The sequence below is a fragment of the Streptomyces sp. SA15 genome (assembly GCF_002291145.1).
GTDB lineage: Bacteria > Actinomycetota > Actinomycetes > Streptomycetales > Streptomycetaceae > Streptomyces.
Genome location: NZ_NTGE01000177.1, coordinates 1 through 1,208 on the forward strand (window position 1 = coordinate 1; position 1,208 = coordinate 1,208).

General features: G+C 73.3%; 1 protein-coding gene. It reads left to right on the top strand.

Annotated features, from left to right (window positions below):
* The coding region (locus CLM62_RS38580) for a zinc-binding dehydrogenase (protein ID WP_143659222.1) at positions 1-1,208 on the top strand (1,208 nt) is incomplete at both ends.

A 1,208-nucleotide genomic window follows, 5' to 3' on the forward strand; every position in this document is an offset into this window, starting at 1 on the left:
ACGGTCACGGCGCCCCGGCTGGCGCGGGCCGGCTCGCATCCGGCGCTGCTGCCGCCCCCCGGGCCGGTCCCGTGGCGGCTGGAGAGCACCGGCCGCGGCACGATCGAGAACCTGGCGCTGGTGCCCTGCCCCGAGGTCCTGGACCCGCTGGGGCCGGGGCAGGTCCGGATCGCCGTGCACGCGGTCGGGCTCAACTTCCGGGACGTCATCGTCGCCCTCGGCATGGTCGAGGGACAGAACGGCATCGGCGGCGACGTGTCCGGCACGGTCCTGGAGGTGGGGGACGATGTGACCAACGTGGCCGTGGGCGACCGGGTGCTGGGGCTGTGCTCCGACTCGTTCGGCCCGGTGGCGGTGTGCGACCACCGGTTCCTGACGCCGATGCCGGACGACTGGTCCTTCGAGCAGGCGGCGACGGTCCCCATCACGCATCTCACGGCGTACTACGGCCTGGTGGACCTGGCCGGCGTACAGCCCGGTGAATCGGTGCTGGTGCACGCGGCGGCGGGCGGCGTCGGTGTTGCGGCCGTGCAGCTGGCCCGCCATCTGGGGGCGGAGGTCCACGGCACCGCCAGCCCCGGAAAGTGGCGGACGCTGCGGGAGTACGGGCTCGACGACAAGCACATCGCCAACTCGCGGACCCTGGAGTTCGAGCAGGCGTTCCTGGAGTCCAGCGGCGGCCGCGGCATGGACGTCGTCCTGGACTGCCTGGCCGGTGAGTTCGTGGAGGCCGGGCTGCGCCTGCTGCCGCGCGGCGGCCGGTTCCTGGAGATGGGCAAGACCGACAAGCGCGACCCGGGGCAGGTCGCCGCGGACCATCCGGGCGTGCGCTACCAGGCGTACGACCTGTTGGAGGCCGGGCCGGACCGGATCCAGGAGATGCTCGTCGCGGTGATGGCCCTGTACCGCGAAGGGGTTCTGCGCCGGCCGCCGGTCACCGTCTACGACCTGCGCCGGGCACGTGAGGCGATGCGGGACCTGAGCCAGGCCAAGCTGGTCGGCAAGGCCGTGCTCACCGTGCCGCGGGGGATCGATCCGGACGGCACCGCCCTGATCACCGGCGGCACCGGCACCCTCGGCACCCTCCTCGCCCGCCACCTCGTCCACCACCACGGTGTCACCCACCTCCTCCTCACCAGCCGACGCGGCCCCGACGCCCCCGGCGCCCAAGAACTCCACGACGAACTCACCCGAACAGGCGCCCACGT